20 protein-coding genes are annotated in these 19501 nt (G+C 43.6%); 17 read left to right on the top strand and 3 right to left on the bottom strand.

The window, feature by feature from the left end:
* Positions 1-56 precede the first annotated feature (56 nt).
* The 13 genes from K2Q13_RS03275 to queC all read left to right on the top strand — a co-directional run bounded on the left by K2Q13_RS03275 (position 57) and on the right by queC (position 11106).
* The gene (locus K2Q13_RS03275) at positions 57-1196 is read left to right on the top strand and encodes a Do family serine endopeptidase (RefSeq protein WP_292919234.1); all 1140 of its coding nucleotides are present in this window, start codon (positions 57-59) and stop codon (positions 1194-1196) included.
* Between the two features lie 32 nt (positions 1197-1228).
* Positions 1229-2881: a hypothetical protein gene (locus K2Q13_RS03270; RefSeq protein ID WP_292919233.1), complete on the top strand. Its 1653-nt coding sequence runs from the start codon at positions 1229-1231 to the stop codon at positions 2879-2881.
* Positions 2882-3077: 196 nt separating this feature from the next.
* Positions 3078-3365 (top strand): ComEA family DNA-binding protein, encoded by a 288-nt coding sequence (locus tag K2Q13_RS03265; RefSeq protein ID WP_292919232.1) that lies wholly within the window; start codon positions 3078-3080, stop codon positions 3363-3365.
* A gap of 126 nt (positions 3366-3491) precedes the next feature.
* Positions 3492-4397 (top strand): cysteine synthase CysM, encoded by a 906-nt coding sequence (cysM, locus tag K2Q13_RS03260; RefSeq protein WP_292919231.1) that lies wholly within the window; start codon positions 3492-3494, stop codon positions 4395-4397.
* A gap of 21 nt (positions 4398-4418) precedes the next feature.
* The gene (ybgC, locus tag K2Q13_RS03255; RefSeq protein WP_292919230.1) at positions 4419-4829 is read left to right on the top strand and encodes a tol-pal system-associated acyl-CoA thioesterase; all 411 of its coding nucleotides are present in this window, start codon (positions 4419-4421) and stop codon (positions 4827-4829) included.
* Positions 4826-5506: a protein TolQ gene (gene tolQ / locus K2Q13_RS03250; RefSeq protein WP_292919229.1), complete on the top strand. Its 681-nt coding sequence runs from the start codon at positions 4826-4828 to the stop codon at positions 5504-5506. Before ybgC ends, tolQ begins: the two co-directional genes overlap by 4 nt.
* A 19-nt stretch (positions 5507-5525) precedes the next feature.
* Positions 5526-5939, top strand: coding sequence for a protein TolR (gene tolR, locus K2Q13_RS03245; protein ID WP_292919228.1), 414 nt, complete (start codon positions 5526-5528; stop codon positions 5937-5939).
* A gap of 10 nt (positions 5940-5949) precedes the next feature.
* Complete coding sequence (locus K2Q13_RS03240) at positions 5950-6861, top strand: energy transducer TonB (protein WP_292919227.1); 912 nt, start codon at positions 5950-5952, stop codon at positions 6859-6861.
* Positions 6862-6933: 72 nt separating this feature from the next.
* Positions 6934-8208 carry a Tol-Pal system beta propeller repeat protein TolB gene (gene tolB / locus K2Q13_RS03235; RefSeq protein ID WP_292919226.1) on the top strand — a complete coding sequence of 425 codons (1275 nt, stop codon included), beginning with the start codon at positions 6934-6936 and terminating at the stop codon, positions 8206-8208.
* 33 nt (positions 8209-8241) lie between these two features.
* Entirely contained in the window at positions 8242-8760 is a 519-nt protein-coding gene (gene pal, locus K2Q13_RS03230) for a peptidoglycan-associated lipoprotein Pal (protein WP_292919225.1), read from the top strand.
* A gap of 2 nt (positions 8761-8762) precedes the next feature.
* The gene (gene ybgF, locus K2Q13_RS03225) at positions 8763-9662 is read left to right on the top strand and encodes a tol-pal system protein YbgF (protein ID WP_292919224.1); all 900 of its coding nucleotides are present in this window, start codon (positions 8763-8765) and stop codon (positions 9660-9662) included.
* A 90-nt stretch (positions 9663-9752) separates the two neighbouring features.
* The gene (gene queE, locus K2Q13_RS03220; protein WP_292919223.1) at positions 9753-10412 is read left to right on the top strand and encodes a 7-carboxy-7-deazaguanine synthase QueE; all 660 of its coding nucleotides are present in this window, start codon (positions 9753-9755) and stop codon (positions 10410-10412) included.
* A 19-nt stretch (positions 10413-10431) separates the two neighbouring features.
* Complete coding sequence (gene queC, locus K2Q13_RS03215; protein WP_292919222.1) at positions 10432-11106, top strand: 7-cyano-7-deazaguanine synthase QueC; 675 nt, start codon at positions 10432-10434, stop codon at positions 11104-11106.
* Between the two features lie 3 nt (positions 11107-11109).
* On the opposite strand, the gene K2Q13_RS03210 is transcribed toward queC, so the two are convergent.
* The 3 genes from K2Q13_RS03210 to K2Q13_RS03200 form a co-directional block, all read right to left on the bottom strand.
* A complete protein-coding gene (locus K2Q13_RS03210; protein ID WP_292919221.1) occupies positions 11110-11457 on the bottom strand; it encodes a hypothetical protein in 348 nt (115 codons plus the stop codon).
* Positions 11458-11586: 129 nt separating this feature from the next.
* Entirely contained in the window at positions 11587-12360 is a 774-nt protein-coding gene (locus K2Q13_RS03205; RefSeq protein ID WP_292919220.1) for a complement resistance protein TraT, read from the bottom strand.
* 144 nt (positions 12361-12504) lie between these two features.
* Positions 12505-12873, bottom strand: coding sequence for a hypothetical protein (locus K2Q13_RS03200; protein ID WP_292919219.1), 369 nt, complete (start codon positions 12871-12873; stop codon positions 12505-12507).
* 531 nt (positions 12874-13404) lie between these two features.
* Here K2Q13_RS03200 and K2Q13_RS03195 point away from each other — a divergent pair.
* From K2Q13_RS03195 to K2Q13_RS03180, 4 genes are read left to right on the top strand one after another with little or no spacing between them, the layout of a single operon-like run.
* On the top strand, positions 13405-14793 hold the full coding sequence (locus tag K2Q13_RS03195) for a GGDEF domain-containing protein (RefSeq protein ID WP_292919218.1): 1389 nt from the start codon (positions 13405-13407) through the stop codon (positions 14791-14793).
* A 3-nt stretch (positions 14794-14796) separates the two neighbouring features.
* The gene (locus K2Q13_RS03190; RefSeq protein WP_292919217.1) at positions 14797-16122 is read left to right on the top strand and encodes a glycosyltransferase; all 1326 of its coding nucleotides are present in this window, start codon (positions 14797-14799) and stop codon (positions 16120-16122) included.
* Positions 16095-18290, top strand: coding sequence for a TolC family protein (locus K2Q13_RS03185; RefSeq protein WP_292919216.1), 2196 nt, complete (start codon positions 16095-16097; stop codon positions 18288-18290). The genes K2Q13_RS03190 and K2Q13_RS03185 overlap by 28 nt, the downstream gene beginning before the upstream one ends.
* Positions 18274-19323 (top strand): HlyD family efflux transporter periplasmic adaptor subunit, encoded by a 1050-nt coding sequence (locus tag K2Q13_RS03180; RefSeq protein ID WP_292919215.1) that lies wholly within the window; start codon positions 18274-18276, stop codon positions 19321-19323. Before K2Q13_RS03185 ends, K2Q13_RS03180 begins: the two co-directional genes overlap by 17 nt.
* The last annotated feature ends 178 nt before the right edge of the window (positions 19324-19501 follow it).

Raw genomic sequence — 19501 nt, 5'->3', positions numbered from 1 at the left:
TTGCATCGCAATATATTCATCGCTACGACTATTTTATTGTGGGGTAATACACTTTGATGTACAGACTTTGGTTGATTTTTGCACAAACCGCAACAGTATTGCTGGCTATTTTTTTTGTCGTATCTACACTGCGACCGGATTTACTCTCTTGGAAACCACGAGGAGAAATTGTAACCATAAGAGAAGTTGCGCCTGCGGTTACATCAGAAAGACCGGATAGCTATGCCAAAGCAGCCGAAATTGCCATGCCATCTGTCGTCAATATTTTTACCAGTAAAGAAGTCAAGGAGCCTATCCATCCTTTGCTGAACGACCCTACGTTTCGCAGATTCTTCGGTGACCAGTTGGAATCCAAACCAAGACGTACTTCAAGCCTGGGTTCGGGAGTTATTGTCAGTCCTAATGGTTATATATTGACTAATCACCATGTCGTCGAAACCGCAGACGAAGTTGAAGTTGCGCTGGTTGATGGCAGAAAAACTAAAGCTCGCTTGATTGGTTCCGACCCTGAAACAGACTTGGCGGTACTAAAAATTAACTTAAAAGATTTGCCTGCCATAGCATTTGGCCAATCACAACAGGTTAAAGTAGGTGATGTCGTGCTCGCTGTGGGCAATCCCTTTGCCGTGGGTCAAAGTGTTACCATGGGAATTGTTGGTGCACTGAGCAGGAGTCGAGTGGGAATTAACACCTTTGAAGATTTCATTCAAACCGACGCAGCAATTAATCCTGGCAACTCTGGTGGAGCATTGACCGACACCGCAGGAAACCTAATTGGAATTAACACTGCAATTTATTCCCGCAGTGGCGGCTCGCTCGGCATCGGCTTTGCGATTCCGATACATATTGCCAAGCAGATTATGGAACAAATTATCCAGTCTGGTGGTGTAATCCGTGGCTGGTTAGGGGTCAGCATGCAAGATATGACAGAAGAGCTGGCAGAATCATTCAATCTGGAAAATCCATCGGGAGCCTTGATAGCCAGTACTCTCAAAGACGGCCCGGCTGATAAAGCAGGAATGAAGCCAGGCGATATACTGATTGCAATCGAGGACAAATCACTTAAAAACTCATCGGAAATGCTCAATCACGTAGCCGCATTACCACCTGGGACAACGGTAACTGTTACAGTCATTCGCAATAAACAAGAAAAATCTTTCCCAGTACAAATCGGTGTAAGACCCAAACAAAAGTAATGACATTTAGCAATTATAACCATATCAAACTTATGAAGAATCTATTACCGGAAAACGGCTTTCTATCCGTAATATCACAATGGTTTAGCGCCAATATTCTTGCCCTTGGACGTGAAATGCGGTTGTCTTATTTACCACCGTTAATGGTATACGTCGCCGCCGGCATCTCGGGTCTGACAAGTATTGTTGGCACGTTCTACGTCAAGGAAAAACTTGGGCTTTCCGCCGAATTTCTAGCCATGCTAGGATTCTGGATGATGTTGCCGTGGGCACTCAAAATGCCGATGGGGCATTTGGTTGATCTTATCTGGCGCTGGAAGAGCTTGCTGGTATATTTAGGTGCCAGTTTAATCATGTTAAGTCTGTTGATCATGATTGGCTTGCTTGGACATACTGAGACCATGACCGCTATGGCTCCTGTTGAAGCCTGGTTTGTAACATCAGCCTTGCTGGCTCCGATCGGTTATGTTTTACAGGATGTGGTTGCCGATGCCATGACCGTTGAAGCAGTGCCGCGTGTCGATGAAAATGGCAATAAGCTGAATTTAGAGAAACGCAAGCTGATGCATGTCACGATGCAAACCTTGGGACGAGTCGCCATTATCGGCGGCGGTGTACTGGTATCCGTTGTCAATGTTTTTGTACTCCGCGACGCTGGATCACTACCAGAAGTGGAAAAAGAAGCCGTGTATTTATTGGTGTATGAACTCGCCTTGATTATTCCGCTGATTTCAATCTTTGGCGTTGTTTTTGCATCCTGGTTACGTCGACGCGAACGCAAGCATTTTCTCGCGTTGGGACACAGCCGTCAGGAAGTCGATAGGTTACTGAATATGCACTCGGAAGCACCGGAAGTAAACTGGTGGATATTGGGCGGTGGATTAGCTTTTACAATCATATCCTTGAGCGTTGGCCTGAGCCGCATGCCCGGCAGCGAGGAGTTCATTTTTGTCATCTCCATGGTAATTGTCATATTTTTGATGTGGCGATTAACCGGCGAGCTTGAGCCCGAGGCCCGCAACGTGCTAGTGGGCACGGCTGTGTTGATATTCATATTTCGCGCCATTCCTGGGCCCGGTGCCGGTTCTACCTGGTGGATGATTGACGAACTAGGCTTTGATCAGCAATTTCTTGCCGTTTTGTCATTGGTGGGAGCCACATTAACGCTATTCGGCATGTTCATTTTCCGCCGTTTTATGGCTGAGCGCTCGATCGCCTATATCATTGGCTTTCTCACTATCGTAGGAACATTTCTTTCACTACCGATCATAGGTATGTATTTTGGCCTGCATCAATGGACAGCCGCTATGACCGGCGGAGTGGTCGATGCCCGTTTCATTGCATTGATTGATACCGCACTGGAATCGCCCCTCGGCCAGATTGCCATGATCCCAATGCTGGCTTGGATTGCCAATTCCGCACCGGAAAAACTTAAAGCCACTTTTTTTGCCGTAATGGCATCATTCACCAATCTGGCACTATCAGCTTCGCAACTCGGAACCAAGTATCTCAACCAGATTTACGAAGTGAAACGTGAAGTGAAAGATACTGTTTCCGGCCAAATCACCATTCCGGCAGATTATAGCGAACTGGGGCAGTTATTGATTACCGTCACGATCATTGGTTTTGTTTTGCCACTGGCTACGATTTTGATTGTCAAACATTCACGCTTTCGTAACGCTTGATTAATAAATATTATCCAATAGCATATTGATTAATATTCATTAATCAATATGCCCCCTAAATTAATTTCTACAAAATCCGATATCACTTTGACCTGCGTGCATAGCAATATATGTATTCAGGTATTTTTTAATCCACAAAAACTGAAGCGCTTGTTTTGTTGTGTGCATCAGTATTTGTTTTGATAAAGGAGATATTATGCAGAAATGGTTTCTACTGATGGCTCTGGTATTCTTGTTTACCGGCACTGCACTCGCAGCGGTCAATATCAATACGGCTTCACAAACTGAGCTTGAATCTTTACAAGGAATTGGTCCTGCTAAAGCAAAAGCGATCATTGAGCATCGCGAAAAAAGCGGCACCTTTGCTTCCGTTGATGATTTAGCGAAAGTAAGCGGTATTGGTCAAGGAACTATCAAACAACTTCGCGATGCAATTACCGTCGAAGGTGAGAAAGCCACAGAAGCTCCGGCCAAACAGGAGTAGTTTTTGTAGTGGATTAATTTACCCTCTCTGAAGATAATTCAGAGAGGGTTTTTATTTGCGTGATTACTTTGTTTCAATACCGTTAGCTTATGCGATAATTGATACATCTATGGTAAAGTTTGCATCATGCACAAAACGATTGAAAATTTTGTTGGTAATACGCCCTTAGTCAGACTCAAGCATTTACCCGGAACAACTTCCAACACCATTCTTATAAAGCTCGAAGGCAATAATCCTGCTGGATCGGTCAAAGACCGGCCAGCATTGTCGATGATTTCACATGCGCAACAACGCGGAGAAATTAAACCAGGCGATACACTGATTGAAGCTACCAGTGGCAATACCGGAATTGCATTGGCGATGGCTGCCGCCATGATGGGTTATCGCATGATATTGATCATGCCGGAAAATTTGAGCATTGAACGACGGCAATCCATGAGCGCATACGGCGCAAAGATTATTCTGACACCGAAATCCGGCAGCATGGAACAAGCGCGGGATGTGGCGGAAAAAATGCGCGACGAAGGCCAAGGCATCATTTTGGATCAATTTGCAAATCCGGATAATCCACGGGCGCATTATGAAGGCACGGCACCGGAAATCTGGCGCGATACACAAGGAAAAATTACCCATTTTGTCAGCAGCATGGGGACAACAGGTACAATCATGGGTTGTTCAAAATTTTTCAGGGAGCAGCAAACACCGATTAAAATAATCGGTGTACAGCCAGAGGATGGCGCACAAATACCCGGTATCCGCAAATGGTCTCCAGCATACTTGCCAAAAATTTTCGATGCGAAACGGATCGATGAAATGATTTATGTGAACCAGCCTGAGGCCGAAGATATGACACGCAGATTAGCGCGTGAAGAAGGGATTTTTGCAGGCATTTCATCGGGTGGCGCTCTGGCGGCAGCACTTAAAGTATCCGATCGCGTTGAAAACGCAACCATAGTTTTCATCGCGTGTGACCGGGGAGATCGTTACTTATCGACCGGGGTTTTCCCTGCTAATGATGTACGATCAGAATAAGGCTTAGTGTCATTCGTTAGTATGTTATTCAATTACTTTTCACTGCCGGTTCGTGTTTATTATCAGGATACAGATGCGGGTGGAGTGGTATATCATTCAACCTACCTGAATTTCATGGAGCGGGCACGCTATGAATGGCTTAGAGAACTTGGATTTAATGCCAATACATTGATTGCAACCTCTAAAGTCTTGTTCATGATTCGTTCAATTGAGGTCGAGTATTTCAAACCAGCGACATTGGATGATTTGCTGAATATAACAGTAGCCGTTCAGGAAGTTGGCAGAAGTCGCATTACGCTATCTCAGGAAGTTTTGTGCAGTCATATCAAATTAGTAAACGCCACAGTTCATGTGGTATGTGTCGATACAGTAAAACTCAGACCTGTGAGTATTCCTGCATCTCTTCGTGAAAAAATTGGGAAACCCGCATGAGCACAACAGTAACACAAGATATGTCATTTCTTTATCTGATCGCTAGCGCCAGTGTACTGGTACAACTGGTAATGCTGGTTCTGGTATTGATTTCGTTTTTTTCCTGGTGGTTTATTTTTCGTAAACACTTTGTTATCCGCAATGAGATAAGGAAAACGGATGATTTTGAAGATATTTTCTGGCGCGGAGTCGATTTGAATGCGCTGCATCAGCGAATAACGAGCGCACGCTATGACTCCGGAAGTCTGGAACGGATCTTTGCCGCCGGTTTTGGTGAATTTAACAAGCACGCTACCGGATCTGATCTTGACGCGGTAATGGAAAGCACTCGCAGAGCCATGCGTGCTACTTATCAACGGGAAATGGATTATCTGGAATCGCACTTATCATTTCTGGCCACCGTTGGTTCAGTCAGTCCTTACATCGGCTTGTTAGGCACCGTGTGGGGCATTATGAATTCTTTCCGCAGTCTCGCCAGCGTTACCCAAGCTACCATCGCGCATGTCGCTCCAGGAATCGCGGAAGCTTTAATTGCAACAGCAATGGGATTATTTGCGGCCATCCCAGCAGTGGTTGCATATAATCGCTATGCCAGCAGCACCGATCAGCTGGCAACCCGGTTCGAGAGTTTCATGGAAGAATTGTCCAATGTATTGCAACGGCGAGCAGCCGGATAAACTGATATAAGAGGATTCTATGGCGCGTCGTGCCAAACGTCGATTAATGAATGAGATCAATGTAGTACCATACATTGATGTGATGCTGGTATTGCTCATCATTTTTATGGTCACAGCGCCCATGATCAACCACGGACAGATTGAGTTACCGCAAATTGGTAAATCGCTGGCAACACCGGCTGTGCCTCTGGAAGTAATCATACAAGCGGATGGCAGTCTTTCCCTGCGTGATCGTGCCATATCTTCAACAGAACAGAGTGTTAACCAGAATCAACTGATTGAAGCCATAAAACAGAAACAAGCACAAAACGCTGAACAACCGGTCGTAATTGCCGCTGACAAAAATGTGCGTTATGAAGAAGTCATCAAGGTGATGGATGTTCTGCAGCAGAATCAGGTGCAGAAAGTAGGTTTGCTGGCGCAACAAAAATGAATTATTTGTAATGAGTGTAACCGCCTTACGCAATTCATCCTATTCTGAACCGAGAATACTATTGGCAGGCGTGCTAGCTGGATTGGTGCATCTCGTGTTTATTGCGTTATTGATTTTTGGTTTAAATTGGAAAGATCATCCACCCGAAGGCATGATGGTTGAAATCTGGACAGAGTTGCCCAAGCCCATTCAGGAACCAGTCAAAACCCAACCACCACCAAAACAACAAACCAAACCCGCACCAGAGCCCTTAAAACCAAAACCCGAGCCAGAGCCGCAAAAACCAGAATCAGTCAAACCTGAGCCTGCTAAGCCAGCACCGCGGCAAGCGGCTGTGACGCCGCCTGTCAAAAAACCAGATATTGCGATGCAACAGAAACCAGAACCCATTAAAGAAATCAAACCGGACCTAGAGCAGCAAAAGAAAAAAGAACAAGAGAAATTAAAAGAACTAGAAAAACAAAAAGAGCTTGAGAAAAAGAAAGAATTAGAGAAACAAAAAGAGTTAGAAAAACAAAAGGAATTGGAAAAACAAAAAGAACTGGCCGCACAACGACAGCGAGAACAAGCAGCAAAAGCACAGCGAGAAGCTGAAGCGCAACGTGCTGCGCAACAAGCAGCAGCAAGGAATTTGGTAACGAATGAAATCTCGAAATATAAAGCTCTGATCCTGGCCAAGATCAGAAGCAGAATCGTAATGCCGCCTGATTTACCGGGCAACCCTATCGCTGAATTCAGCGTTACATTGCTTCCTGGTGGCGACATTCTCGACGTTAGATTGAGCAAAAGTAGCGGACATGCTGTTTTTGACAATGCCGTCGAACGTGCAATCTTTTTGTCAAAACCACTACCACTGCCTCCCGATCCTGCGCTGTTTCATGAATTCCGCAATCTGAATATTACAGTGCATTATCGTGAATGATTGTTATAATCAGTAAAAAAATTTAACGCTTCCTAAAACTTAATGCTTATGTCAATTTACTGCTCTAAATCAATGCGTGGTTTGCTATTTTTATTTCTATGGCTAATCATCCCATCGCTCCACGCACAACTAAATATCGAAATTTTTGGCGGTGGCGCATCCCGCATTCCGATTACTATCGTTCCTTTTGCTGAGGAAAATAGGCTGCAGCAAAGCATCACCCCTGTTATCAGTGCCGATTTGCAACGCACAGGATTGTTCAGATTAATTGATCCCGCTGGCTCATCACCCCATGCACCAGTGGAAGTAGTCTATGCCGATTGGGCAAATCGGGGAGTCAATGCTCTGGTCATCGGTCGCGTTACGCATTTGTCCAGCGATCAGGTGGAAATTCAGTTTCGGGTAATGGATATTGCTAAGAAATCACAATTAACCGGTCTGGCTATTACCGTTCCAACCACACAATTACGCGCTGCAGCGCACCGCATCGCGGATGTTATCTACGAAGCGCTAACTGGTGATGTGGGGGTATTTAGTACCCGTATCGCCTATGTTCTGAAACGTGGCAATAAATACGCATTACAAGTTGCTGATGCCGATGGTTATAATGCACAATCCATCATCGAATATACGGAACCGATTATTTCTCCCGCATGGTCTCCGGATGGAAACCAATTGGCTTATGTATCTTTTGAAAACAAAAAACCGGTTGTATACGTTCAGACACTATCAACCCGTGAACGCAGAGCAGTTGCTAGCTTTAAAGGCAGCAATAGTGCGCCAGCCTGGTCTCCGGATGGAAAAAGGCTGGCCGTTGTGTTGACTGGACAAGGTGGATCACAAATATTTCTGGTCAATACCGATGGCAGCGGTTTGCAAAGATTGAGTAGAAGTTCCAGTATTGATACAGAACCGAACTTTTCTCCAGATGGACGATACATCATATTTACTTCTGATCGTGGCGGTAGCCCACAAATTTACCGCATGCCGGTAACCACCACAGAGTCTAGCAATGCTGAACGTCTTACATTTGAAGGTAACTATAACGTCAGTCCCGATTATAGTCAGGATAGCAAAAGCTTTACTTTTATTCATCGCAACAACAATCAGTTTAATGTAGCTGTTCAAGAGATCGGTTCACGTCAAGTAGAGATTCTAACCAATTCCAAATTTGACGAATCACCTAGTTTTGCACCCAATGGCAAAATGATCTTGTATGCGACTGAAATAAACGGGCATGGTATATTATCCGCTGTTTCCAGAGATGGGCAGACACGGCAGCAACTGTCAGTACAAACGGGTGATATCCGAGAACCGGCCTGGGGTCCTTTACCAAAATGGAAGTAATGTCTTAGTTTTTTAATTTTAAAGGAGCAATAAATGAGAAAGTTATTAAGCATTGCATTGATCGTTCTGTTATCCGCATGCGCCAGTCAAACCACACAACCTGATGTTGATGATCTTACTTCAGGTGCGGGCAATGGTTTAAGCGGAAGTGATTTGATGGGATCCGACTCCGGAAGACCCAGTTATTTCAACCAACTGAATGACCCCAACAGCATTCTGTCACAACGTAGCGTTTTTTATGATTATGATAGTTATACAGTGGCAAGTGAATATAGAGAGTTGGTTCTATCACATGCCAGATTTCTGCGTGACAACCCTGCTGCCAGCGTAATCCTGCAAGGAAATACGGACGATCGTGGCAGCCGTGAATATAATTTGGCTTTGGGTCAGCGCCGCGCCGATAGCGTTAAAAATATGATGATATTGTCAGGTGCGCAAGACGTACAGATTGAGTCGGTTAGCCTGGGAGAGGAAAAACCGCGCGCAATGGGTCACGGTGAATCAGCTTGGAGTCAGAACCGTCGCACTGACATTCTTTACCGAGGCGAATAACCATGCTGACACGCGCTTTCTTTCTATTGTTATTGCTGAATTGCAATGTCAGTTATGCATCATTCTTTGGTGATAGCGAAGCACGCGAACAAATTGACGCATTGCGCAAACAGGTTAAGGAAATGGAAGCGCGTATTGCCAAGATGGATCAAGCTCTAAATAGTCAGGCATTGGTAGAGCTTTACACCCAGGTTGAAACACTTGGACTTGAGCTGGGAAAATTAAATGGTCAAATAGAAATGCTCAGTAACGATAATGCATTGTTACAAAAACGACAACGAGATTTTTATATCGATCTTGATAATCGACTCCGCCAGATCGAGCAGCCTGGCAGCCGAGCGCCTTCGTCTCATTCTGAACCCCAGAACTCTCCTCGTAGTATGGCAGCACCGCCACCTGACGAACATGCAACCGCTCCACCGGTTAATAATAATATAACTCCTGAATCATTCCCAGCTGAAAAAGTGGATTTATCTCGAGCTATGGATTCCGAGCCTTTGTCAGCCAATGAATTAGCGCCACCTGGTCCAGCAGAAAATGGTGCTTATAAGGAAGCGTATGATTCGTTCAGAAATGGCGAATATACGAACGCTATCGCACAATTTGAAAGCTTTCTGGAAAATTATCCGCAATCCAGTTTAGCGCCCGGTGCTGCTTACTGGATTGGCAATGCGCGCTACGCATTGCGCGATTATCAATTAGCCATTGATGCGCAAAAAAGATTGATCAGCAAGTACCCTGATAGTAATAAGGTACCGGATGCATTGCTAAATATCGCTACCAGCCAGTTTGAAATGGGTGACCGCAATACAGGCAGAAAAACCTTGGAGAATTTGCTGGCAAGTTATCCGCACAGTGAAGCCGCAGGAAAAGCCAAACAACGCTTATCGAACATCAAGTAAATCCAAAATTTAAACATCATTCCTCAATTGCTGTTTGCTGCATTCGCCACAAAGTAGTAGAGTCCGTTTTTTTCCTTCAGGTAACTAGTAATGATGCAAGCGTTAGAAACAACAACCTTGCGTGTCAGTGAAATTTTCTTCTCGTTACAAGGTGAAACCAGTCGCGTTGGACTACCTACGGTTTTCGTACGTCTTACAGGCTGCCCCTTGCGTTGCGGCTATTGTGACACCGCCTATGCGTTTACTGGCGGTGAAAATATTTCTATTGCAGACATCTTGGATAGAATCACGCATTACAAAACGAATTATGTCACCGTTACAGGCGGAGAACCGCTAGCTCAAAAAGCTTGTTTAGTTCTGCTCACTGCACTCTGCGATGCAAAGTATTCGGTATCGCTCGAAACCAGCGGCGCCTTAGATTTGTCGCAAGTAGATCTGCGCATCTGCAAAGTAATGGACATTAAAACACCAGGTTCTGGTGAAGTCTTAAAAAACAACTGGGAGAATCTAATCTATCTGACACAAAAAGATGAAATAAAATTTGTACTGTGTGATGAAACAGACTATCAATGGGCCATTGAAATTATTCATCATAAGCAGCTATCGCAGTTATGCCCAATCTTATTTTCACCGGTTTATGATAGCCTGAGCCCCGCAACATTGGCCTCTTGGATATTGCGCGATGAATTACCTGTCAGAATGCAGCTGCAAATGCATAAATTGCTTTGGGGCGAAGGACCGGGACGATGAAGCCAATACCAATCAAGCTATGAAGAAAGCAGTTGTATTATTGTCCGGAGGATTGGATTCCGCAACCACATTAGCCATTGCCCGCGACCAAAGTTTTGAGTGTCATGCATTGAGTATCGATTATGGCCAACGACATTACGCAGAGTTAAATGCCGCGCAAAAGGTCGCACAATCATTGGGTTCCCATGCACACAAGATAATCAAGATCAATCTGACCGCATTTGGTGGGTCTGCGCTAACGGATCTATCTATTGAGGTGCCTGCCTCTGGAAAAAATATTAATATTCCGGTTACTTATGTTCCAGCCAGAAATACCATCATGTTGTCACTGGCATTAGCCTGGGCGGAAACATTGGATTGCCAGGACATTTTTATTGGTGTTAACACAGTTGATTATTCCGGCTATCCAGATTGCCGGCTGGAATACATTCAGGCTTTCGAAAAAATGGCTAACCTAGCGACTAAAGCGGGTATTGAAGGCAAACAGCTCACCATCCACACGCCGCTCATGCCTTTGTCCAAGCAAGAGATAATTCAACTTGGACTTGCTTTAGGTGTTGATTATAGCTTCACCGTTTCTTGCTATCAGGCAGACGAAGCGGGACGGGCCTGCGGTGTCTGTGATTCCTGTCGGATTCGCAAGGCAGGGTTTAAGACAGCGAATATAATCGATCCAACCATTTATAGAATCTAAGCACTATTTTTTCTGAGCATTATTTTTACTGCCATCCTGACGCATTTTATTTTCAAGCTTTTGCATTTGCTCAGGCGTTAAAACCGCTTGCAAGTTTGATCGAGTCTCTTCCTGAATTAACTGTAATTTCTTTCTTTCTTCATTGAAAACGGCCTCAACTTTCTTTTGTTCTGTATTAAGAATGGTCTCAACCTCACCTCGCTGAGTTTCATTAAGCCCCAATTCTTTAGTCATTTGATCGATGGCATTTCGATTATCCGCTGAAGAGTTTTTATTTTGGGCATATGCGATTGAAGCAATAAACAATAAAGTTATCAGCAGTAATACAACAAATTGAATTTTCATTTTCATCACGATCCCCTTAAATTTCTAAGAATATTGCGCTTTGTAAATTGAAAGCTTTTCAGAACAAACAATATTGCTATCTCTTCCCCAATACTTGTAATAGCACTGGGGGAAACAAGCAATTTGCTACTACATTTAGAACAACCCTGAAATGGAGCGAGCTAGGCCATTGGTCAATTCAACCGCAGCTTCTTCATACTGCAAATTTGCTTTGTTCGCCGTGCTGACTACACGAGTACGATATTTATTCATTTCACTGACTTTTGTCGAAGATTGCCTTCTTGCACCGCCTACCCCCTGCTTCGCATCTTGTTGCCTATCTTCACGAACAATGACACCTTCCTCGACTCGCTCTGCTATTTCAACATCTGTAATGGCCATATAAGTCACATCTTTCACCGCAGCATCTGCAAGCGTACTGGCAAGACCGAAAGCAGCTGCGCCAGCTAATCCACCTATACCCGCCCCACTCCAACCATCAATCGCCGCACCAGTGGCCGTTCCCACAGCAGCACCCAGCGCTGCGCTTCCCATGCCTCCATAACCTGCTCTCAAAGCAGCTTCAGCAGCGGTAGGACTGGCTTTGTCAACGCTTAGAATATTAACCTGCAGCCAGTAATGCGCTTCTCTGGGATTATTAGTAATGAGATAACCTCTACCCTCCAGCGCCCTGGCCACCGTAGCTGTAATATCAAAATTGGTTTTGTCGGAGGTATTACGAACATTCAGATAAACTGTTCTCTGACTCGGCTCAACAGGGTCAAGAAAAATGGTATCACTCATTTTAGTTTGAACATCCAAATCCTTCTTGGCAATGGATGTATGAACTGCCGCGCACCCACTTAGAACCAAAGAAAAAATCACGATTCCTGCCAATATCCAAGTATTCTTGCTGGCGTACCCCCCCATTTCATCTCCCCTTCTCTAGTAATTAAATGAAAAAACACTTGTAAGTGACCATAGCAAATTATCCACCAATCCAATTTAATTGAGGAGATAGATTAACCACTATTAAAGGCTCATACTCGAAGTAACCCCACTAAACTTTGAGTATCACCAACCCGAATAAAAAGGCAGATAACTATTTGCGCCATATAAACCGCCATAATATGGACGAGCATAGCCTCCAAAATAACTGCCGTAACCAAAGTTGCCCAGACCAATAGCAGCAGAACCCCCACATCCTAGACCAACGCAACCTGGCGCAAACCTTTGCCCCCTCGTTGGCATGCCTTTCTGAGTCGCCTCTTTGAGCGCAGATGTTAGAGCGGCATCGCTTGGAACACTAAAGCGTTTATTAATAGTTTCCGCATTGAATTGTCTTTGAATTTCACTGAGATCCTGTCTAGCTGACACTGTGCTATTCATGAATGCCACTAGCAGCACTGTATAAAAAATCATACTGAATTGTTTTGTACGCATCGTATACCCCCTGATTCTCGATAAGTCAAACAATATTACCAAATTAGAGTGCTCGTCGTAAATTTTTAAATAATTAAACAGTACAGTAACTTTTTGGCAACATTTCTTTTTCAATTGACACTAAAATTTCGTCGCGCGCCCGAAATAAATCTAACCCGGATTGCATTCATTGAAAGTTCACGTTGAGTGCAGAATAGATGGACGCCATGCATTAAGCCGCCCCAACTGTTCTTTTATCATTCCAGATAGTTACCAGGGATAATTTCTTCTGGCTTAGCCATGCGCTGTTGTATTTCTACACGGCTTGCTTGCCAAACGCAAACAAATTGAAACGGGAATTTCAAATTAAAAGAATGATAAGCTATAATCCAATATTCCAATTATTCAACATAGTTGCATGAGAATATTAAACACAATTGTATAAAACCACACATAATGGCGTAATTTATTTCTTACTTGCTTTAAAGTAGTTCACCTTACTATCCTAATTGATAGTTAATTTTGCAATTCAAGAATCATTGGAAGCCAGACATGCTTATTGTTTTCTCCCAAGACCAAGAAGAAATTGATTTATCAAGTGAATACAAAAATCTCTTTAATATTTCACATTTTAGTGATTTTTCAGTTTGGGAGAAGGAAAGAATTATCCCATCAGCTTTTATCATCCAAGGAAAGGATAAGCATTACATTTCCACCATCCTTGGAAAAGTGCGTAAGGATAGTGAATTTTTTGCATCTTTGTGTTTTATTACCGATTCAGCTTTTCCGTACGACGACTTTATGCTCGACGGACAGCTACCACAGCCCACAGATTTACGAGAAGAAATAAATCAGTTTGATAATTTGCTGAAATCCCTGAAGAGTAATGAAACCTATATCACTCATCAAGGACGACTGATTAAATATTTCTGGTTGCGGCCGGACTTTGTACTTCAACCATATCATGATTGGCAACACGCGCGTTTCTATCGCTATCCATTACTCGAAGCGCTAAGCCTAGATAAATCGGATAGTTTTGAGTGGCTGCGAAATCTTGCAAATAGTAAAATAATCGATCCTATCCTGTTGATTGATCGTCAGCGGGAATGCACCGATTGTCGATCTTCTCATTTGAGTTTTGTTGATGTTTGTCCAAATTGTCTTTCTATAGACATAGAGATGCAAGCATCGCTACATTGCTTCACTTGCGGATGTGTTGATGTGCAGGAAAAATTTCTGCATAGCGGCACATTAATCTGCCCCAAATGCCATACCCAGCTACGTCATATCGGCAGCGATTATGATAGGCCAATCGAAAACTATCGGTGCAATTCATGTAGCCAGTCATTCGTTGAAGGCGAGGTGCAGGTTCGCTGCGCTATGTGCGAGAAGGAGATGGAATCTAGTGAACTTATTCAAAATGAGATACGTAATTGGCGCTTAAGCGACAAAGGAAGAACAATCGCTTTTCGTGGAGAAGTTTTTGATTTATCTTCAGGTTTTGATCAGCTCAACTTCATTTCCCGCGAGTTGTTTATCCACGATCTTGATTGGATGATGGTAACGTCACGACGTTATCCAAACGTTAATTTCAGTTTATTTGGAATTTATTTTGCCAACTTACCAGAATTAGTCGAGCTTTTTAATCATGCACGATTACTGCAAATGCTTGAATCCTTTGCGCAGCAATTGAGAAGCTTATTACGCACCCCTGACCTTTCTACCCGAACAGCGGAAAACATGCTTTGGCTGCTCCTGCCGAATACTGACGAACAAGGATTATTCGGTTTCCATAAGCGCATAGAAGGCAGCATGAAATTATTATTGGAACAAAGCGAACATAAATTGGATTTTCGCTTTATTAGTATTTCCTCGCAAAAACTATCCAGCAAGGAAAACGCTGAGCTGCTGCTTGCCCGTCTATATGGTGAGTTACTGTAATTTATGGAAAGTCTGAATCAGGCTTGGTATTTGTTTCAGGCTACCTTGTCACGCTATCAGGATTTTCAGTATGTATTCATGCTGATTCCATTTGTGTTGTTTTTTGAGCTGCCGCTTTATTTCATCAATTGGATGAGCGCATTTCGCTATCTGATTAAGAATGCTATAGAGGCACCTTTGACGCTTCATTACTTTCCCCGTGTGACCTGTGCGATCACCTGCTATGCCGAAGGGAAAGCTGTTCAAAGCACGGTGATATCACTATTGGAACAAATCTATCCCGGGCACATAGAAATAATTGCAATGGTGGACGGAGTGAAAAAAAATCAAGCCACTTATCATGCTCTAGTGGAACTCGCGCCTTTAGTTTCGCAATATCCTAAACGCTCGCTGGTGATTATTCCGAAGTTTCAGCGCGGAGGCAGAGTTTCTTCACTCAATGCAGGGCTAAGCCGAGCTCAAGGGGAGATTTTTCTTGCACTGGATGGTGACACATCATTTGATAATCAGATGATTCACTATGCCGCAGCGCATTTTAGGAACCCTGATATGGTGGCCGTCACAGGGCCGATGCGAGTACGTAACGCTAGAAAAACAATCATGACACGATTGCAGAATTTAGAGTATATGTTGACGATGCAGGTGGGAAAATTAGGCTTTGCGAAGCTGGGAGTTATCAATAACGTACCTGGAGCATTCGGTATTTTCAGAAAGTCCTTCCTACAACAAGTAGGGGGGTGGAATACTGGAACTGCAGAGGATCTGGATTTGACACTTCGTATCAAACAATATTACAAGCGCTATCCACATCTGCAAATTGAATTTGAACCAGGGGCCGTTTCACATACCGACGTACCCGAAAGTTTAATAGATTTTCTTAAACAACGCTTAAGATGGGATGGCGATCTTTGGTACATATACTCGAATAAGCACAAGTATGGTATTTCAGCTTCCATGATGGGATGGAAGAATCTCATTTTCCTGCTTTGGTACGGCATCTTATTTCAGATTGTCATGCCTTTCTCAATTGTGTTATATACGATTTATATCGCTGTGAAGCTTCCGCTATATGCTTTTTTACTTAGCATGACATTGGTTTATGCATTCTATTTTTGCCTCATTACCATTCAGTACATTCTCTATCTGATATTCATCACAGACAGAAGAAAGGAGGACTGCAATGCTATTTTTATCCTTCCGATTTATCCGATATTTCAATTTATATCCCGTGTCTGGAGCGCGCTTGCTATCCTGAATCAGATTATCAATAAAGGTCACTTGGATTCGGCGATGGCACCGCTATGGGTGCTCCAGAAGGGGAAGCAGTAACAGTGCGTTCCTTATACCTATTAGCCTTACTGATAATGCTCAATTCAAGTGCGTTTGCTGAACCAAGAACGCTGTCTGAATTTTACTCGCATCTTGATCAAGCGGCATCGATATTGAAAGCACAAGCTGATTTAGAAGCGCAGCGATCTAACTTACTGGCTCAAGAGGCACTCAAGGGCCTGGAAGTATTTGGGGGTGTTTCCGGTGGTTTCCAAAAAAGCCCTTTTGCACGAGAGCCATTTGGGCATTTTTTTGATCCTCTTGCGCGTATTGGGTTGCGCTACCCTTTGCTGGGCAGTGCTGAACGACAGCAACGTGCTATTGAAGACGCAGCGACACAAGTGAGAATTGAAACTATTCGCTTAGACTGGAGCCGTCGGCTGGCAGCACTTTTTTTAGAAGAAAACTACGCAGCCTATTGGAGCGCACGAAAAGTCCTGTCGTTGACAGATACCTATCTGCATTTGCGTAATGAAGGCGTTGAAGATTTGCTACGCAAGCGACAAGAAGCAGGTCTATTGTTTAAGTCAGATTACTTCGAGTTTCTTTCCGCTTTTGAGCGGGCGCAACGAACACAAGTTGAATTTTACAATAACAGCAATCAGGCATTAATGCGATTGGCGCATTTAACTAATTCAGCGGTAATGCCTTTTACACCCGTTAAACCGACGTTAGGCAAAATTGCAAATACCGTCTCTAACGAAGTCGATCAGCTTGATCTGAGAATATTACAGACGCAAATAGATAATCTGCAAAATATTCGGGATACTCAAAATTGGCAGGGAATAGAATCTGATGTTTCAGTCACTGGTTTTGGAGGGCCGGCAATTCCTCATCCATCACCACCTGAGGGGATGCAATGGGGATATGGCGGAGCGGTTGGTTTTAATTTCAGAATGCCACTCGAAATTGTCAGTTACCGGAAAAATGAACAGTCTCGATTAAATAGTCAATTGATCAGCTTGCGCGCGGATTACACACGACGGGATCAGGAGTTGCAACACGATTTTCATGCACTACTGAGTAGCTTCCAGCAATTGGATCAACAAATCAATTTTCAGCGTACCCGCCTTGAAGCCGCGCAAGAATTAATGCGCGAAAGATATCTTCGCCTGCAAGTACTGGATGGAGATGTGATTGAACAATACCTACAAGCACTGAATGCCTATTATCGTATCGCGATAGAAAATATCGAAGCAGAATCCGAGCACTGGAAGCTGCATATCCGCTTGCGCCAATTTATTTTATTACCGAACATGCCCGCAGAAGATAGTTACCCGGAAACTGACATCACTTCATTGATCGACCCGCTGCATCAAGCAAAACAATTTCTAATGCGTGGAGATAAAGCAACGTCAAAACAACGAACTGAACATGTTTCACCCGTGAACACACAATCTTTTTCTGGCCCACTTGCTGCTTATGTCTGGAATTCTGAGCAATTAATGACACAAACTGGATTATGGGAAGAAAAAGAAACCCAATCATTTAATCGTTTTCTTGTTTCTCTGGATGCACAGCAAATTTCACAAGTTGCAGAAAACCCAAAGCGTCTGCAAAACTTTTTGCATGAGGCTCGTCGTCACAAAAAAAAGATTGAATTACTTTTAGGTGATCCAGACTGGATTTTACCCGAGTATCGCGATAATTTACTGCAAATTATCCGTAAACTAGCAGGCATTAATTTCGACAGGTTGCATCTTGATATTGAGCCGGATCAACTGGAATCGGAGCTGGCTGGAAGAGCAAGGTTGGAGGAGTTTGTCGAAACAATTCGGCAGGTAGCAGCGATCTCTCCATGGACTGTAGGTATCAGTATTCACCCACGTTACTTAACCAAGGAGTCATCCTTTGGTTTATGCATTCTCTGTGAACTAAGCACGATCGAAGTCAAAGAAATTACAGTTATGTACTATTCGATGAACATACAGGGCATTGTCACGACGCTTAAATCGGCTATGCAACAACATCCAATGCTCGTGTTTAGTCTTGCGCAAAGCTTAGAGAAGGAATTAGGTCCCGAAAACAGCTATGCACATAAGCCGCAGCGTAATTTTGTCAGTGCAATGCAGCAACTTCAGGATCAACTACAAAGCGCAAACTTTGGTGGTCTCATTATTCAATCATGGCTAGACTGGGAAAATTACCTTCATGAAAATCCGCTTTAATCAACCTGAAAATAAAGCCCCGGATATCGATCGAGGATTACGCGTTCACTATAGTGAAGCAAAGCGCCCTGGCAGACCTTGGCGTTGGTATTTGATTGTCGCGATCTCTAGTCTCCCGATCATTTATTTGTTGGGAATAATTATGTGGGAAACAATTGCAATTGAAGCAAACGGGCGCATTAGAGTCGCCAATATTCCAGTCCGTACCGCTGTTGATGGCTATGTTCAACAAATATTTGTCGAACCATTACAAACAGTTTCGGAAGGCGATCAATTGGCTGAACTGACCAACATACCATTACTTGATAGCCATGGTCGGTTAAAGATTGAAATTGATGCGCTAAATAAAGAAAAGCAAAATATATCAACACAAGCCAATCAGTCGACGTCAAATTCGGCACAATTAATGAATTACGCCCAAGAACATAAGATATTTGCACACAGACGCCTGCAGCATTATGAAACACTGTTTAAGCAGGGCGCGGCTACTCAAGCCGAAATTGCTTCAGCTAAGAATCAGTATCAGAGAACACTTGAAAATATAGTAGCCCTTGAGAAAGCAGAAAATAAAGAGCAGAATCAGTCAGCTGAAATGCGTAGAGTTTCAAATCAGATTAGCCAAATGCAACTTGAGTTTGAGAAAATTCAAGACCAGATACAACAGCTAAGCCTTGTTGCACCCACAGGAAATGGAATAGTTACCGAGATATTTGTGCAGCCTGGAGAATATTTGGGCCGTGGACAAGCATTGCTTGAAATTATTTTCCCTGAGAAAGTATATGTTGATGCCTTTATTCCACCCAAATACCAAGACTACGCGGTAGAAGGCCAAATTGTAATTGTGAAATTTCCCAACAAAGAAAAAACAAAAGCAAAGATAATTTCCGTTCCGGGTGTCACGCAAAAAACACTGACAGAAGAAGTTAATCCGCTCGAACCAGTCCGCACAGCGATACTGGCGCATTTGGAATTTATTGAGACTCCTAACAATCGGCTAATCAATGGAATGCCGGTAACAATTTATTTCTATTAAGAAGTTGTTGAAAAACGTTCTCGAAGTAGCCGATGCAGTTAGTTTTTCAACAACCTGTAAACCACAGCCAAATATAAATCTTTCTTCCTGCCATCTAAGCGGACAATTTCCCGTTCAACAACTCCAGCACTGCGCCTGATCCGGCATGACGAATACGCGCAACCCCGCCATTGCTGAT

It is taken from the genome of Nitrosomonas sp. (assembly GCF_019752095.1).
Classification (GTDB): Bacteria; Pseudomonadota; Gammaproteobacteria; order Burkholderiales; family Nitrosomonadaceae; genus Nitrosomonas.
This window is presented reverse-complemented; position numbering and strand designations above follow the sequence as displayed.

Excerpts from the sequence above, each read along its gene's own strand:
- tolQ (WP_292919229.1), top strand. The coding sequence starts at position 4,826 with ATGAGCACAACAGTAACACAAGATATGTCATTTCTTTATCTGATCGCT.
- pal (WP_292919225.1), top strand. The coding sequence starts at position 8,242 with ATGAGAAAGTTATTAAGCATTGCATTGATCGTTCTGTTATCCGCATGC.
- K2Q13_RS03190 (WP_292919217.1), top strand. The coding sequence starts at position 14,797 with ATGGAAAGTCTGAATCAGGCTTGGTATTTGTTTCAGGCTACCTTGTCA.
- K2Q13_RS03275 (WP_292919234.1), top strand. The coding sequence starts at position 57 with ATGTACAGACTTTGGTTGATTTTTGCACAAACCGCAACAGTATTGCTG.
- ybgF (WP_292919224.1), top strand. The coding sequence starts at position 8,763 with ATGCTGACACGCGCTTTCTTTCTATTGTTATTGCTGAATTGCAATGTC.
- ybgC (WP_292919230.1), top strand. The coding sequence starts at position 4,419 with ATGTTATTCAATTACTTTTCACTGCCGGTTCGTGTTTATTATCAGGAT.
- K2Q13_RS03200 (WP_292919219.1), bottom strand. The coding sequence starts at position 12,873 with ATGCGTACAAAACAATTCAGTATGATTTTTTATACAGTGCTGCTAGTG.
- tolB (WP_292919226.1), top strand. The coding sequence starts at position 6,934 with ATGCGTGGTTTGCTATTTTTATTTCTATGGCTAATCATCCCATCGCTC.
- cysM (WP_292919231.1), top strand. The coding sequence starts at position 3,492 with ATGCACAAAACGATTGAAAATTTTGTTGGTAATACGCCCTTAGTCAGA.
- K2Q13_RS03270 (WP_292919233.1), top strand. The coding sequence starts at position 1,229 with ATGAAGAATCTATTACCGGAAAACGGCTTTCTATCCGTAATATCACAA.
- K2Q13_RS03205 (WP_292919220.1), bottom strand. The coding sequence starts at position 12,360 with ATGGGGGGGTACGCCAGCAAGAATACTTGGATATTGGCAGGAATCGTG.
- K2Q13_RS03240 (WP_292919227.1), top strand. The coding sequence starts at position 5,950 with ATGAGTGTAACCGCCTTACGCAATTCATCCTATTCTGAACCGAGAATA.
- K2Q13_RS03195 (WP_292919218.1), top strand. The coding sequence starts at position 13,405 with ATGCTTATTGTTTTCTCCCAAGACCAAGAAGAAATTGATTTATCAAGT.
- K2Q13_RS03185 (WP_292919216.1), top strand. The coding sequence starts at position 16,095 with ATGGGTGCTCCAGAAGGGGAAGCAGTAACAGTGCGTTCCTTATACCTA.
- K2Q13_RS03265 (WP_292919232.1), top strand. The coding sequence starts at position 3,078 with ATGCAGAAATGGTTTCTACTGATGGCTCTGGTATTCTTGTTTACCGGC.
- K2Q13_RS03180 (WP_292919215.1), top strand. The coding sequence starts at position 18,274 with ATGAAAATCCGCTTTAATCAACCTGAAAATAAAGCCCCGGATATCGAT.
- queE (WP_292919223.1), top strand. The coding sequence starts at position 9,753 with ATGATGCAAGCGTTAGAAACAACAACCTTGCGTGTCAGTGAAATTTTC.
- tolR (WP_292919228.1), top strand. The coding sequence starts at position 5,526 with ATGGCGCGTCGTGCCAAACGTCGATTAATGAATGAGATCAATGTAGTA.
- K2Q13_RS03210 (WP_292919221.1), bottom strand. The coding sequence starts at position 11,457 with ATGAAAATGAAAATTCAATTTGTTGTATTACTGCTGATAACTTTATTG.
- queC (WP_292919222.1), top strand. The coding sequence starts at position 10,432 with ATGAAGAAAGCAGTTGTATTATTGTCCGGAGGATTGGATTCCGCAACC.